The organism is Pseudoalteromonas sp. APC 3893, from assembly GCF_030408095.1.
Taxonomy (GTDB): domain Bacteria; phylum Pseudomonadota; class Gammaproteobacteria; order Enterobacterales; family Alteromonadaceae; genus Pseudoalteromonas.
Window position 1 is genome coordinate 14,818 of the sequence record NZ_JASDCD010000007.1, and the last position, 14,405, is coordinate 29,222.

Consider the following 14,405-nt stretch of genomic DNA (forward strand, 5'->3'; position numbering starts at 1 on the left):
CTTGAATTCAAGTATTAAGTGCAATCATTTAGTCTTTTAAAAACTGTTTATAGTCTTTTTCAAAACGTTGTAACTTGGGGGCAATTAATATGCTGCAATAACCTTGTTCTGGGTTTTGCTCATAGTAGTCTTGATGATATTGCTCAGCTGGGTAGAAAGTAGTTGCAGGGCTTACCTCAGTGACTATTTCTTCACGTATTTGGTTTTGTAGTTTAGTAATGTAATCTATGGTTTGGATACGCTGCTCATTATTGTGGTAATACACCACACTGCGATATTGTGTGCCAACATCGTTACCTTGGCGGTTTAATTGAGTTGCGTCATGCAAGGTGAAAAACATAGCTAATAAGCGCTCATAGCTTATCTGAGAGCGATCAAATTCAATATTTACCACTTCAACGTGCCCTGTTAGGCCTGTACATATCTGTTGGTAGGTTGGTTCACCAGTTTCGCCCCCTGTGTAGCCTGAGCTTACATGAGTAACACCTTCCACGCGCCTAAATGCAGCATCAATACACCAAAAACAACCGCCGCCAAATGTCGCTGTTTCAATTATTTTGCTCATTACTTACTCCATAAAACGTTAAATAGCGAATATGCCCAGCCTATCAGAAGGACGAGTAAGGTGGGTTTTTATTTCTTGAAAACAAAAGAGAAGCGCTGATATATGATTGTATCAGCGCTGAATATCGCTTAAAGTTCTTCTTTGAGTGGTTTTTCTGCTTCTTGTTGGTTAAGTTTTTGCTGTAAAAACTCAGGTGATTGCGTATTACGAGCTAATGCATAATATGCTGCTGGAACAACAAATAGGGTAAGTACTGTGGCTACAATTACCCCAGTAAATACAACCACACCAATTACCATACGGCTTTCAGCGCCTGGGCCTGATGCAAGTACTAGTGGCACTGCACTCATTACCGTGGTTAATGAAGTCATAATTATAGGGCGAAGACGCTGGCTTGCTGCTTGTATAATTGCTTCACTAAATTCGACACCTTTATCACGCAGTTGGTTGGTAAATTCAACAATTAAAATACCATTTTTCGCACTTAAGCCAATGAGCATTACAATGCCTATTTGGCTGTAAATATTAAGCGTGAGACCTGCCGCCCATAAGCCAAACATGGCACCCATGAGTCCTAGCGGTACAGTAAGCATTATAACAAAAGGATGTACAAAGCTTTCAAATTGAGCAGCTAACACTAAAAAGGTCACCGTCAGTGCTAAAATAAACACATAGGTCATGGCTGATGCACCTTCGTAAAATAACTGTGATTCACCTTTATAATCTACCGCGCCATCAATATCATTTTCTTCGGCTGCGACTTTATTTAAAAAGTTAAGTGCTTGTTCAAGTGTATAACCATCGGCAAGGTTGGCACTCAATGTAATAGCACGCATACGGTTATAACGATTTAACCTTGATGCGGTAGCTTCTTCTTTTAGTCTAATTAAGCTATCCAAAGGGACTAATTCGCCACTACGTGACTTTAGGTAAATGTTTGAAATATCGGTTGGATCTGTAAAGTCAGACTTAGTCCCTTTCAATATTACGTCGTACTCTTCACCACGGTCGATAAAGGTGGTAACACGACGTTGTCCCAGCATTGTTTCAAGAGTACGGCCAACATCCGATACAGATACACCTAAATCGGCAGCTTTATTCTTATCAATACTAATTAAGAATTGTGGAAACGTTTCTTTATAATCATGATCAATGCGTACTAGTCCTGGATTTTTCTCAGCGCGTTCAATAATACGGTCGCGCCAATCAGCAAGTTGATCGTAGTCGTTGCCTTGTAGAACAAATTCAATGGGTCGAGAGGAGCCACCACCGCCAATACCGCGTCGCATAATAGCAAAGGCACGTACATCGGTGACTTCGGTCATTTTACCGCTGATTTCATCCATTACTTCCCAGGTTGAACGTTTACGCTCATCCCAATCAGCCATGCCAACAATCGCAACACCGCCACTACCGCCCCAACCAGGAACGCGAATTAAAACCCGGCTAAGCTCTCCCGATTCAGAGTAGGGCATTAAGCGTTCTTCAATCTTCGCCATGTTTTCGGCGTTATTTTCATAGCTTGCGCCTTCAGGAGGGCTCATCATTATAAAGAATGTACCACGGTCTTCTTTAGGGGTTAGTTCTGATGGTATTTGCTGGAACAATAAATAACTAGCAAAACCAGCAAGTAATAAAGTTAAAGTCAGGCCGCCTGAACGGGTCATATTTGAGCGCAGCGAGTTTTGATAGCCTTGCTCAATTTTACTGAATAAACGGTCCATCCCTTGGTTAAACTTACTTGGTTTATCTGAGTGTTTTAGTACTTTTGAGCACAAGGCTGGGGAGAGAGTTAAAGCCGTAATACTTGAGAAAAATACCGCAGCGCTAACTGCCATCGCAAACTCAGTAAATAATGCACCAATACGACCATCCATAAAGACTAAAGGTACAAAGACCGAAATTAATACCAAGGTGGTCGCAATAATTGCAAAACCAACTTCACGGGCTCCGCGATAAGCGGCAAGTAAGGCTGGCTCACCTAATTCGATACGGCGGTGAATGTTTTCTAACATTACAATGGCATCATCGACCACTAAACCAATAGCTAACACGAGCGCCAACAGCGTTAATAAGTTAATTGAATAACCCATTGCGAGTAAGAACATAAAGCTACCCACTAACGCGACCGGTACTGTTACTGCCGGGATCAAGGTAGCACGAATATTTCCTAAGAATAAAAAGATAATTAATACCACTAAGGCCATTGAAATAGCTAAGGTACTGTAAACTTCGTTTATTGATTCTTTAATAAATATCGATGAGTCATAACTATCTTGAATAGTGGTGCCTTCAGGCAAGTTACGTTTGATTTTTTCAAGCTCTGCACGAGCATTATCAACAACCGTCAGCGTATTCGCTTTTGCTTGTTTTACAATACCAAGCCCTACCATGTTGCGACCGTTGCCACGGAATAGACTTTCATCGTCAGCTGCTTCAAGACGGACATCAGCGACTTCCCCAAGGCGAACTAAATAGCCATCGTCGCCGCGTTTGATTACCAGATTTTGAAAATCACGTTGTTCTTTATAACTACGAGCAGTACGTACCGTAAAGTCACGGTCAATAGATTCAATTTCACCAGCTGGTAGCTCAACATTTTCTGTACGCAGGGTGTTTTCAATATCGCTTGAGGTAATACCACGCGCAGCCATAGCTTGGCGGTTAAGCCAAATTTTCATTGCATATTTACGTTCACCACCTACCCGCACATTAGAGACACCATCAACTACCGCTAAGCGGTCGACAATGAAACGTTGCGCGTAATCAGATAGTTGCAGTGAGTCCATGGTGTCGCTGTTGAGTAAAAACCAGGCTATTGGGCTTTCATCGCTGTTTGATTTAGATACTTCCGGTGGTCGAACTTGTTCGGGCAAGCTATCCAGTGCACGGGCAACACGTTCACGTACATCGTTTGAGGCAGCATCAATATCACGGCTAATATTAAACTCAATGGTAATATTAGAGCGGCCATTCCTACTTGATGAGTTTATACTCTTTATGCCTTCAATCCCCGAAATTCGATTTTCTAATACTTGGGTGATTTTGGTTTCTATGATCTCAGCTGAAGCACCTGTGTAGTCAGTGCTTACACTCACTATAGGGGACTCAATATCTGGGTATTCGCGCAGTGGTAACATCGAAAAAGCCACTAAACCAAAAGTTAGTAGCAGTAAGTTTATTACAATTGCAAAAACGGGACGTTTAACACTAGTATCAGTAATTTTCACAGGTTACCCCTTCACTGTTACTTTACTGCCTGAACGAATTTTAATAATTCCTTCAGTCACAACTTGTTGACCATTGCTGATCCCTTGATCTATTGCCACCCAGCCGTTATGACGACCTGCAACATGCACTTCAACCTTTGTTGCTACACCATCTTCAATTTGGAAAACATAGTGTTTATCTTGTTGCGGAATAACTGCTTTTTCAGGCACCATCATCGCTTGATTAGAGCTAAGTTGTAGCGCGGTGTTTAATAACATACCTGGGCGTAAAAGGCCTGATTTGTTAGAAAAGCTAGCCGTTACCTCAACACTGCGAGTAACCGCATCTATTCGTGCGCTAACATGAGTTACTTTGCCGGTAAATGTCTTTTCTGGGTAGGCATCGTTTTGTGTCATGACCTTCATACCTACATTTAACTGCGCTAGGTATTTCTCAGGGACTTTAAAGTCAACTTTGATAATACTTATATCATCTAAACTGGTAATGATTGTGCTATTACTAACATAAGCACCGATGGATATTTGACGTTTACCTAAAATACCTGAAAAAGGTGCTTTGATAGTCATTTCAGCTAATTTGGTTTTAGCATTTTCTAGCTGCGCTTGTGTTGCATCAACACGAGAAAGTTGTTCTTCTAATAATGATTTTGCGGTTGCTTGAGAGCGTGATAACTCAGTTAAACGTTCTAGTTGACGTTTTTCTTCACGTAAATTAATTGCCAGCTCTTCAACGGTTAGTTGTTCTTGTTGAGATTGTAGTTGTACTAGCTTTTGACCCTTACTCACTAAGTCGCCATCATTAAAGAAAATGTCAGTCACATAGTCACTTTGCGCGCTTTTGATATATATAGCTTGATTAGCTCGAGCACTCCCGATAGCCTCAATCAAAACAGCATTTTCTTCACTTGCAACAGTATGTGCTGTTACCTGTGTAGCAGTAGGAGTGTAGCCTAATTGCTCGCCTTGGCTATTAGGTAAATAAAGATAAACACATAACCCTAAGAGTAGGGTAATAATAAACGGAAATAGCGCCTTGCCTGATTGCTTTGAATACATCTGAGTTATACCGGAAGATTAATTAGCTATAGTGTACAAAATAACCTCGTGAAAAAGTTGTCGCGTATCTCATAAATATGTCAGTTTGGCGTAAATATAGGTTAATTTGTTACTTGTCCCTGTTTTGTAAAGAGAAATGTATGCTATGAAATTTAAAACTGGCTGTCCGTATTGCATGAAAATTCGCAAATTAATAATATGGGCTATAATTATGTTTGTTTTGTATATGGTATTTTATCGTCATGGTTGAACAGTCAAACTTACTTTTAAAACTCAGAGCGCAAGGTGCTTCACACGGCATTGAAACTCTACTTGTAGGGGCGTTTGGTGTTGTCTTTATTATGTTATTTAACCAGCTGCGGCCTGGAGCAATTAGTATTATCGAGATATTTTTAGTTAGTTTATGTTTAGCCGCTGTATTTGTCGGCTTTTTAAAGACGCAAGAACCATTCTATAGTTTAATTATTTCTGAACAACTACTTACTTACCATCATAAGTATGGTTTTTGGTCTCTCAATAGAGAAAATGTGCACCATAGTGGCATTCCTAAAGTTGAGCACGGAGTTGAGTACCTTGAGTTAAATGCCGTCGGTATTATGCTTAATGACCGCGATGAGTTTTTAATGCATATTTCACCAAGGCTTGCGGGTAAATTATTGATAGAACAGCGACATTTATTTATGCAGGTTGTTCAAAAACATTGCAAAAATGGTAATTGCCCATCAGAATGGTTGGTAGAAGATAGTTTTTATACCTCTTTGAATGGTCACAACTTTAATGGACTAATTGCAATGTTCGCAAATAGAATGCGGCATTTGCAGCAATTAACAGGGTATGACTTGCTGTTACCTGCGAGTGTATTAGATCGAAGTATTTGGGATTTTAGTCATAACCTTAATAGGTGGCGAAAAAATCCCAAGCAGTTTATTCAATCTCAATTAAAGGGCTAAAAGCGCCTAAGTAGACGTTAGTAGGATAAAGCGATGAGTCAAGAAAGATCATTTATAAAAAGTGGAAGAAATACGATTATCCACAAAGAAAAAAAACTCGATTTAGTGATCGTAAACTCTGAAACTCACCCTAAGATTAAAGTAACACAACATGGTTTAGAGCCATTTAAAGAAGAATTGCCAAAAAACCGTCGTGAGGCAAAAGAACGATACCTAGAAATAGTTTATATAGGTTCAGTAGATGTATTTGGTGAAGAAAAACGTTTGCTGTTTATCCAGGCCTTAGATGGCCGCGAATATAAAATAGACTACAGTAAAGTAGGCACTAAACTTTTTGTACGTATTCATCAAGATAGTTACCTTTAACACTACTTATACAATTGGCACTGTTGTTGCTTGTTATCTAGCTTAAGAATGTAGCGTTAAGTATTTGTGCTGCAAAATTTTTTAATGTAGATGAGGAAGCAGTGCATGAGAGTGCTTTTCGTTATATTACCGATTATTTCTTTGTTAAGTGCGTGTGGTGGTTCAGGGGGCGGTAATGATAACCCTGAAGTTGCCACTTCAGTAAATGCTGGAGTAGATCAACAAGTCATTGAAAAAAATGAATTTACAGTTACGGCATTAGGCTCGCCAGCCGATGGTACATTTACCTGGCAACGAGTTAGCGGCCCTAGTATAGACGGCTTACCCGCTGACGGCGCTGAACAAACACTCATAGCTCCAGATATTAAGGCAGACAGCGAGCTTGTATTACGTGTTAATTATCAGACCACTGACGGCACTTTAGTTAGTGATGATGTTATAATTTCAATAGCGTCAAATAATCAACTCCCTGAAGCCATAGTAATGCAGACAGCTCCCACTGAATTGCCATCAGATTATAACGATACCATTACTTTGAGCGCCCAAACATCCTTAGACCCTGATGAAAACGGGGCAATCAATAGCTACAGCTGGCTACAGCTTTCTGGACCAACCATGGTTATTGATAGCGCTAGCAATGACACCATTAGCTTTACTCACCCCTTACTCGATGTAAACACCACTTTAGTTTGGCAGCTCACCGTTGTTGATGATGAAGGTGGTGAAGACAGCACACAATATACACATATTCTTAATAAAACGGATGAAGTTGTCATTGCAAATGCAGGCGCTGATCAAACCGTTATTGAAGTGGAACAGGTTACCCTTGATGCGACCTCAAGTGAAACAGTCACTGATACCTTCTCATGCTATTGGCAACAACTGACTGGTAATGCAACCTTAGCTAATCAACGGCAATGCATTGTTTCTTTCACTGCCCCCAATACTGACGCAATCAATACGTTAACTTTTGAAGTTACTGTGACCGATAGCAAAGGACGTACTGATACTGACGCTGTGAATATTACTGTCGAGTCTAAACCGCTTGGGTTGATTAATGACTCGGGTATGGGTAAGTGCTACAACCATACGCAAGAAGTTGCTTGTACTAGCCCTGATTTCCCACGTCAAGATGCGGCAGTTGGCCGTGATAGTGTGGTTACTACACATATAGATAAAGTAGGGGCAGGTGAACATGCCTTCGATTTTACTAAACTTAATGAATTTGCTGATGAATTGCCTGACACTGAATCTGACTATAGCTGTGTTCGCGATAATGTCACGGGCTTAATTTGGGAAGTGAAAGCGCCAAATACAGGGACGGTGCCAAATACTCAGTTAAGAGAAGGTCAAAATCATTATACTTGGTATTTAAACGATAATAACGGCGTACAAACAGGGAGTAGCTTAGGGGCTGCTAATAGCACTTGCCCAAGTACATCTAATTGCGGTTTGCAAGCTTATGTTGATGCCGTAAATGGACTTGATTATTGCGGTGGTACTAATTGGCGAGTGCCAACTTATACAGAATTAATGACATTATTAGATTATGGTAAACAAGGGCAATCATTACTGTTAGATGATGACTATTTCCCTAATACACCCAGCCAAAATACCTTTACTCAGGCGCCTTACTTACCTTATTGGACATCGCAAACCGCAGCTGATGGTACGAGTTTGTCGCAGGCTTATATTATCGACATGAGTAATGGTAACGATTTAGCTTATCCAAAAAGTAAAACTGCATTTGTACGATTAGTGAGAACAGCGGGGGGCACGCAATGAAAGCTTTATTAGTACTAACGCTATTATTTACACCTTCAATCTTAGCAGCTAAGACCTGTTATGATTCGATTAGCGAAACCACACCAAGTACCCGTTTTACACTGAATACTGATGGGACAGTCAGTGATAGTGTTACGGGTTTGATGTGGCAAACCTGTAGTTATGGACAAAGCTTTGATGCAGATACCACTCGCTGCACAAACAGCGCAATTAAAACGACTTGGCAAGAAGCGCTTAGAGCATCAGTTAATGACCGCACCGGTAATTATGATGATTGGCAAGTGCCAAATATTAAAGAGCTGGCAAGTATTTTAGAGCATAAATGTGTAACGCCAAGTATTAATGAAGACGTTTTTATTGGTAGTAAAAACGACAACTATTGGACAAATACATCAAACGTGACGGATCCAAGTTTTGCTTGGGTATATACTTTCGATAGAGGCCTTAACAGCTTGCATGCTAAAGCCTCAAATGTTTACTTGCGTTTTGTCCGCTACGAAGAATAGTTAGCCAGCATTTACGTTAGTTAAAATAATCGTTGAACATTTCAAGCCGCGCGTTCTCTAGCGCGGTTTTTATTTGTGCTCCTTGCACACCTTGGGCAATAAATTGCTGTGGGTTGATCGTTTTGGCTGCATCGGTCGCTCTTATTAACTTTTGCTTATTATTGAAAACGCCACAATTGGCAACCTCTAAAGCTAAAAGCAATCCTGTAAATCGCTCTGGGCGGCGCCACAAATCAAGTTGATTACAACAAGTAAGTAATTGCTCAGCGCTGAGTATTTTGCTCGTTAAAGTTGCTTGATGGGCATTGAGTTGTAATGCCAAATCGCGTACATCATTAGGTAAGCGAATCGATTCGCTTATGGCTTTAATGTCATCGGCGGTTAATGAGCTAGTAGCTTGTGCAAACAACAGTGACTTATCCGTTATTTCTTGGCTTTGTGCGTATGCATATCGATTTTTTAATTGTTGGTATAATTTATTGTTCCAGTTATTTGCTAGGGCAGGGCTAATTGTGTTGAGGGCTCCCAGTTGTGCGAGAACATTTAAAAACTCAGCAAACGCACCATCATCGAGTGATTTTTCACATTCAAGCCAAATACGCTCAGCGGTCAACGTATTTAGTTCGCCACGGTTAATCATTTGAGTTAATAATAACTGAGTTTCATCGGCAATGGTAAAGCCTAAATAGTGGTAGCGTGCAGCAAATCGTGCAACACGTAAGATACGCAGCGGGTCTTCACTAAAAGCTTCGGAGACATGGCGTAAAATACGGTTATCTAAATCTTGCTTGCCACCGTAAGGGTCAACTAAGCTGCCGTCATCTGCTTTAGCGATGGCATTAACAGTTAAATCACGACGGCGCAGATCGTCTTCTAGCGTTACATCGGCAGAAAATTCACAGATAAATCCTGTATATCCTTGGCCCTGTTTACGCTCCGTGCGGGCAAGGGCATATTCCTCTTTGCTTTTTGGGTGCAGAAATACTGGAAAGTCTTTTCCGACTTGTTGATATCCTAGTTGCAAAAGTTGCTCAGGGGTCGCTCCCACAACAACGTAATCACGCTCTTTTATTTTGCGTCCAAGAAGCTCATCTCGTACTGCACCACCGACCAAATAAACTTGCATAACTCACCTAAAAATTAACTGTTCAAACTATTTTACGTTATTTAACCAATAAAACGCTAACAAGGTTTTCACTTAGTGCATTTTTTTGCCATTATAGGCGCTGATTTACTCAGTAAGGAAATTCAGGGTGTATTTAAGCTATTTTGGCTTGTCGGAAAAACCATTTTCAATCGCGCCAAACCCACAGTATTTGTTTTTAAGCGAACGCCATAAAGAGGCTTTGGCTCACTTAACCTATGGTTTAGGTGAAGCGGGTGGCTTTGTGTTGTTAACAGGTGAAGTGGGCACAGGAAAAACTACCCTTACCCGTAGCTTGCAAGAGCAACTGCCAGAAAATACCCAAGTGGCTTTGATCCATAATCCTGCTTTGTCGCAGCTAGAGTTATTGGCTAGCATTTGTGATGAGTTTGCCATTGATTATGATGAGCAAAATGCCACCTTAAAAACCTTAACTGATGCCATCAAAAAACATTTAGAAGCGAACCATCAAGCAGGTGGCCATACTATTTTGTTAATTGATGAAGCACAGTTATTATCACCTGATGTGCTTGAGCAGCTCAGGCTCCTTACCAATATAGAAACGGATCATAAAAAGTTACTGCAAATTGTACTGGTGGGTCAGCCTGAATTACAAGCGTTGCTCAAGCGCAATGAGTTGCGTCAATTAGCGCAGCGGATCACTGCGCGATACCACTTGTTACCGCTTACTGAGGGGCAAACTATTGCCTATATTAAGCACCGTTTATATGTAGCTGGTTGTGAACGGGCGTTGTTTTCACCTGATGCAATAAAAACAGTGTATGTTGCGACCCAAGGTATTCCTCGATTAGTGAACCTATTATGTGAGCGTTGTTTAATGGGCGCGTTTTCAAAGCAGCTCATGGTGATAGACAGCGATATAGTCATGCGCTCAGCAGAGGAAGCATTACCCCCTAGCGCCATTAAAAGTGAGTTAAAGACTGAACAAAACTCTATTTATTGGTTACTACCTTTAGGTTTTCTTGCTGTGCTTGGTATGGGTATTGGCTTGTCGTTTATTTTTTAGTAGTGGTAAATTATGTCGTATTTATTAGATGCGTTAAAACAATCAGAACATCATGATGAAGCATCTGCTTATGATCAAAGTGCTCAGCAGCTTAAGCAACAACAAGAGCTAAAACGCTACCGTTTTATTGCGCTATCGCTCGGTGTAGTGTTCGCTTTAGGGCTAACTTTAGTTGCTGGTTTTATGATTGGAAAGTGGCTACAAACTGACACTATACAATTCAATGATGCTCAAGTAGCAGAACCTAAGCAGCAAGAAAAAGAAGCAAAACCCAAAGTAGAGCAAGTAACAGCCACTGTTGTGGAAAAACCTGTACAAGAGAGTACAACACCTTCTCAAGCAGGGGGTGCATCGCTGCTTAACCAAGCTGCGGCGCAAGTAATGCCTCAAGGTAGCCTGCAATCTGCTCAGCAATATCAATGGGTTCAAGTACCTGTTAACTCAGTACCTACTTACCCGCAGAATCAACCAGTGCTTATACAAACGCCGAATGGCTATCAACAAGTTTATAATGCACCCGCGCCACAGTACCAAGCGATGGCGAATCAACCGCCACAATTTACTCAGCAAGCAGCTAATACGAGTTCAAGTAATGTGGATTTAAGTAAGTATAAAGTGCTTGGTAAGCCAATTGGTGAACCTAACACCGTGAAAAAGCCTGCCACTGTGAGTGATGATGAATTAGATTCTGTGCCAAGTGAGCTAAAAAATGCGTTTGCTCGTGCAATCAAAGACACAGAGCAAACGCAAACACATCAAGTAACGCAAGGGACTAAAAACTCATCTTATGCGCAGCCTGTTGAGCTTCTGCCCGATGGTTTATTGGCTATTTTGCCGAGCATTAAATATCAAGCACATATATATTCTTCTTCGGTAGAAAAGCGCTGGATAAAGCTAAACAATCGAGAGTTGTATGAAGGCGATCGCTTCGGTGATTTTGAAGTGTTAGAAATTACGCCTGAGCAAAGTGTATTGAGCTTTGATGGTTATGAATTTAGCCTAAAAGCCCTACAAGACTGGCCAGAGTAACTAAAACCGGTAACTTAAAGCTAATTTTATGGTTCGGCCAAATATTGGTCGGCCATAAAATAATGGCTCTTGATGAGTTAGATCATCCCTTGGATTTCCTTCCGTTAAACCCAGCGTATTAGTTAGGTTTTTTACCTGTAGTTGTGCGCTTAGTTGCTCAGTAAATATAAACTCTGCAAACAGATCCCAGCTTTGGTAGGCAGGGAGTGCAAATTGATTGGCAATATCTGAATAGCGTTCACCCACATAAGACCAAGTAACGGCGACGGTTATAGGCTCTGCTTGGTATTTGGGCGTCAGGCGTAGTTGCAGCTCCGGTGTCCGAGTTATCTGATTCCCATTAAATTCGCTTTGCGGTAATTGCGTTGGAATGCCATAGAAGCCAGCATCTTGCCATACACCTATGGCCTTAAATTGCCAAGCTTGATTAAATTGATAGTCGTATTCAAACTCTAGCCCTTGGGTCTGCGTGTTGATCAACACCGCTTGTTGAGTGCTTGCAGCCCCGCGATAGACGGTAAAGGGAAGCGGATCAAAATTAGTATCAAACAAAGTGCCACTAAATTGCCAGTGCATTGCATGATAGCGCAAACCAACCTCTGTTAAGGTTAAGCTTATCGGTTGGCCGAAGCCTTGTGTATCCCGTTGTTCTGTATCTTTTTCCCAACCACGGGCATTGCCAAAGCTAATTAAACGGGGCATTTCAAACGCATCTGCGTAGCGAGTAAATACCGCCAGTTGTTCATTAATTTGATAGTTAGCACCAAGACTGACAGCGTTTTGATTAAAAGAATCAGTAAATGAGCTATTTGCAGAGTAATGTGAGTAATAGTCTTTGGCTGTGCTTGTTTGGCCAATTTTGCCTTGCTGTGTACTACTGGTTAATCTGAGTTGTTCATTTCTGAGGGCAAAATCAAACTTAAGCTTATCGGATACTTGCCAATCAAGGCTTGCGTACAATGAATGCGAACGTAACTTTCCTTGGCCAGTTAAATACACAGGTCCCGCGTAAGATAAAAAGCCCTGCTCGGTAAAGTTTGCGACAATATTATCCTGTTCATCTACCAGTACAATATCAAGGCGCTGTGGTTGATGTTGTACATCGGTCAGTATTTGCCCAAGCCACTGATCCAGTGGTAATGAACTAAAGTCATTATGCGCATACATATGGCCTAGCCTGAGTGACCACTGCGGTTGGTAATAATTGACATTAAAATGATTAATAAATTGCTGTTGCTTATAGCGAGAATACAAAGGGTAGCTCGACGTGATAAGGCCATTGCCATTGAGCAAAGACGGGTCTTGGATCAGTGTGTTATCAGCACTGCGCAGATATTTTGCTTGCACATTAGACTTGGAAAAATCATTGATGAATGTATTTACATCATCTGCGGCTAAGCGCGAACTAGCATCAATAATAGTCTCGTTGCCTAAATTCATTAAGGTATAAAACTGGTTACTAAGGTTTGCATATCGTGCATTGTTATTGATATGCCACTGCTTTGATAAAATACCTTTAAATTGCACTGTATAGCTGTTCATTAAGCTTTGCTGCGCGTCTTCTAAATCCCGTTTTATTTGCCCTTCTGGGGTGTGAAAGTCTAAATATTGCAAGTCATCACTCAGTAAGGTGCCGTAATCATAAGGGAGACTGGGCAGCTCCTTAATGTTGTTATAGTTTTGCATGACTAAGGGCGCATAAAAACTGGTTTTATCGTTTAGATGTTTAAAGCTTAGGTCTAACTCAAAATCATCCCTTATCCAGCTTAATTTCGCACTAAACTGGCCACCCAAGTCGCTATTAAAACCGGGCTCGCGAATGCCATTGGAGGTACGATAAAAACCACCAAGACTATAAAAAAGCTCTTCATTAATTGGGCCGCTAAATAGGGCGTCTAATCTGCTGTAATCATAATTAAGAGCGTGGCTAAATTTAACTAAATTAAAAGGGAGATCAGAACCTCGCCGGGTAATATAGTTAACCATGGCCGCTGGGCCATTAAGGGTAAAAATACCGCTACTACCGCCACGTACAGCCTCAATTGTTTGGTGAGTGAGATCAGGACGTAAAAAAAAGTCACTCCAAATACCATCGTAAGTAATAGGTAATCCATTTTCCATTAAACTAATAAAACGAAACCCTTCACCGCCTCTAAGTCCCCGTGGCGATACATTATTATTGGTTTCACCGCCGGAATCTTCAACCCAAAAGCCGGTAACCTCCTTTAGAATTTCGGCGCTAGAGTAGGGAGTGTGTTGCTCAAGCTGTTGAGTAGACAACTGAGTAATTGAAATGGAAGAGTTTAAAATATTACGGGTTTTACCACTGACACCCGTTACAATGATTCGCTCAAAATCATGTTTTTTTTCAGGCATAGCGAATGTTACAAAAATTCGTTGTTGCTGTGGGTCTAAATGAAATTGATACTGACTACTTTCAAAGCTTTTATTCAGTAGTTCCTCTAAACTAAAGCGTCCTTGTAATGGGGTTAATAACGCTTGCTCAGGTAACGCTGCGGCACTGAGTTGCCAACCACTTTGCGTTGCAACATCAAGTAAACGCTGCTGCAAAGTTGCCTCAGGTAAATTAAATTGATAATAGCTCGTAGCATGTGCATAGCTACTAAATAATATTAACCAAGGCAGTGGCTTGGTTAATAACCTTAATAACATAGTTTGATTCAATGTTTTTATTATTGTCCAAACTTTGTACCATTTTTAGCTCGCGTATGCCATGCCACTTTTAG

The 14,405-nt window shown here is 41.0% G+C and carries 11 protein-coding genes; 6 read left to right on the forward strand and 5 right to left on the reverse strand.

Annotated features, from left to right (window positions below; translation table 11 throughout):
- Window positions 1-28 precede the first annotated feature (28 nt).
- The 3 genes from msrA to QMA12_RS10525 form a co-directional block, all read right to left on the reverse strand.
- The gene (gene msrA, locus QMA12_RS10515) at window positions 29-565 is read right to left on the reverse strand and encodes a peptide-methionine (S)-S-oxide reductase MsrA (protein WP_290210152.1); all 537 of its coding nucleotides are present in this window, start codon (window positions 563-565) and stop codon (window positions 29-31) included.
- Window positions 566-693: 128 nt separating this feature from the next.
- Window positions 694-3,795: an efflux RND transporter permease subunit gene (locus QMA12_RS10520; RefSeq protein ID WP_290210153.1), complete on the reverse strand. Its 3,102-nt coding sequence runs from the start codon at window positions 3,793-3,795 to the stop codon at window positions 694-696.
- Between the two features lie 3 nt (window positions 3,796-3,798).
- A complete protein-coding gene (locus QMA12_RS10525; protein ID WP_087531059.1) occupies window positions 3,799-4,851 on the reverse strand; it encodes an efflux RND transporter periplasmic adaptor subunit in 1,053 nt (350 codons plus the stop codon).
- Between the two features lie 242 nt (window positions 4,852-5,093).
- Between QMA12_RS10525 and QMA12_RS10530 the strand changes: the two genes are divergently transcribed.
- From QMA12_RS10530 to QMA12_RS10545, 4 genes are all read left to right on the forward strand, one after another.
- Window positions 5,094-5,801, forward strand: coding sequence for a DUF2982 domain-containing protein (locus QMA12_RS10530; RefSeq protein ID WP_087531058.1), 708 nt, complete (start codon window positions 5,094-5,096; stop codon window positions 5,799-5,801).
- 33 nt (window positions 5,802-5,834) lie between these two features.
- The gene (locus QMA12_RS10535) at window positions 5,835-6,167 is read left to right on the forward strand and encodes a hypothetical protein (protein WP_087531057.1); all 333 of its coding nucleotides are present in this window, start codon (window positions 5,835-5,837) and stop codon (window positions 6,165-6,167) included.
- Between the two features lie 105 nt (window positions 6,168-6,272).
- Window positions 6,273-7,952: a DUF1566 domain-containing protein gene (locus tag QMA12_RS10540; RefSeq protein ID WP_290210154.1), complete on the forward strand. Its 1,680-nt coding sequence runs from the start codon at window positions 6,273-6,275 to the stop codon at window positions 7,950-7,952.
- Window positions 7,949-8,458 (forward strand): DUF1566 domain-containing protein, encoded by a 510-nt coding sequence (locus QMA12_RS10545; RefSeq protein WP_290210155.1) that lies wholly within the window; start codon window positions 7,949-7,951, stop codon window positions 8,456-8,458. Before QMA12_RS10540 ends, QMA12_RS10545 begins: the two co-directional genes overlap by 4 nt.
- 16 nt (window positions 8,459-8,474) lie before the next feature.
- Here the strand turns inward: QMA12_RS10545 and QMA12_RS10550 are convergent, their stop codons facing one another.
- Window positions 8,475-9,584, reverse strand: coding sequence for a tRNA nucleotidyltransferase (locus QMA12_RS10550; RefSeq protein WP_290210156.1), 1,110 nt, complete (start codon window positions 9,582-9,584; stop codon window positions 8,475-8,477).
- A 127-nt stretch (window positions 9,585-9,711) separates the two neighbouring features.
- Here QMA12_RS10550 and QMA12_RS10555 point away from each other — a divergent pair, with 127 nt between their 5' ends.
- Together QMA12_RS10555 and QMA12_RS10560 are read left to right on the forward strand one after the other, a co-directional pair.
- Entirely contained in the window at window positions 9,712-10,629 is a 918-nt protein-coding gene (locus QMA12_RS10555; protein ID WP_087531053.1) for an AAA family ATPase, read from the forward strand.
- A gap of 12 nt (window positions 10,630-10,641) precedes the next feature.
- Window positions 10,642-11,658 (forward strand): general secretion pathway protein GspB, encoded by a 1,017-nt coding sequence (locus tag QMA12_RS10560; RefSeq protein WP_290210157.1) that lies wholly within the window; start codon window positions 10,642-10,644, stop codon window positions 11,656-11,658.
- Here the strand turns inward: QMA12_RS10560 and QMA12_RS10565 are convergent, their stop codons facing one another.
- Complete coding sequence (locus QMA12_RS10565) at window positions 11,659-14,331, reverse strand: TonB-dependent receptor (protein ID WP_087531051.1); 2,673 nt, start codon at window positions 14,329-14,331, stop codon at window positions 11,659-11,661.
- Window positions 14,332-14,405 lie beyond the last annotated feature (74 nt).

Coding starts and splice junctions, on each gene's coding strand:
- QMA12_RS10525 (WP_087531059.1), bottom strand. CDS start 4,851: ATGTATTCAAAGCAATCAGGCAAGGCGCTATTTCCGTTTATTATTACC.
- QMA12_RS10550 (WP_290210156.1), bottom strand. CDS start 9,584: ATGCAAGTTTATTTGGTCGGTGGTGCAGTACGAGATGAGCTTCTTGGA.
- QMA12_RS10545 (WP_290210155.1), top strand. CDS start 7,949: ATGAAAGCTTTATTAGTACTAACGCTATTATTTACACCTTCAATCTTA.
- QMA12_RS10565 (WP_087531051.1), bottom strand. CDS start 14,331: ATGTTATTAAGGTTATTAACCAAGCCACTGCCTTGGTTAATATTATTT.
- QMA12_RS10530 (WP_087531058.1), top strand. CDS start 5,094: ATGGTTGAACAGTCAAACTTACTTTTAAAACTCAGAGCGCAAGGTGCT.
- QMA12_RS10560 (WP_290210157.1), top strand. CDS start 10,642: ATGTCGTATTTATTAGATGCGTTAAAACAATCAGAACATCATGATGAA.
- QMA12_RS10535 (WP_087531057.1), top strand. CDS start 5,835: ATGAGTCAAGAAAGATCATTTATAAAAAGTGGAAGAAATACGATTATC.
- QMA12_RS10540 (WP_290210154.1), top strand. CDS start 6,273: ATGAGAGTGCTTTTCGTTATATTACCGATTATTTCTTTGTTAAGTGCG.
- msrA (WP_290210152.1), bottom strand. CDS start 565: ATGAGCAAAATAATTGAAACAGCGACATTTGGCGGCGGTTGTTTTTGG.